Source organism: Nocardia noduli (assembly GCF_019038455.1).
GTDB lineage: Bacteria > Actinomycetota > Actinomycetes > Mycobacteriales > Mycobacteriaceae > Nocardia > Nocardia noduli.
Genome location: NZ_JAFMPL010000328.1, coordinates 1 through 303, shown reverse-complemented (window position 1 = coordinate 303; position 303 = coordinate 1). Strand labels below are relative to the sequence as shown.

Annotated in this window: 1 protein-coding gene; it reads left to right on the top strand. The window is 67.3% G+C overall.

Translation table 11 applies throughout. The features are described from left to right. A partial coding sequence (locus JZ792_RS41615; RefSeq protein WP_216918473.1) for a beta-ketoacyl [acyl carrier protein] synthase domain-containing protein occupies window positions 1–303 on the top strand: 303 nt, incomplete at both ends.

The following is a 303-nucleotide window of genomic DNA, read 5'->3' as shown; positions in this document are numbered from 1 at the left end:
TCAGCCCGCGGGAAGCGACAGCGATGGATCCGCAGCAGAGGTTGCTGCTGGAAACGGTGTGGGAAGCCCTCGAAGACGCCGGGGTGGACCCGCACTCGTTGCACGGCAGCGACACCGGCGTGTTCATGGGCGTGATGTACCATGACTACCCCGCCAGCGCGGTCGGTGGTTCGGTCGTCTCGGGCCGGGTGTCGTATGTGCTGGGATTGGAAGGCCCCGCGGTGTCGGTGGACACCGCGTGCTCGTCCTCACTGGTCGCCCTACACCAAGCCGTACAAGCCGTGCGTGCCGGCGAGTGCGGGA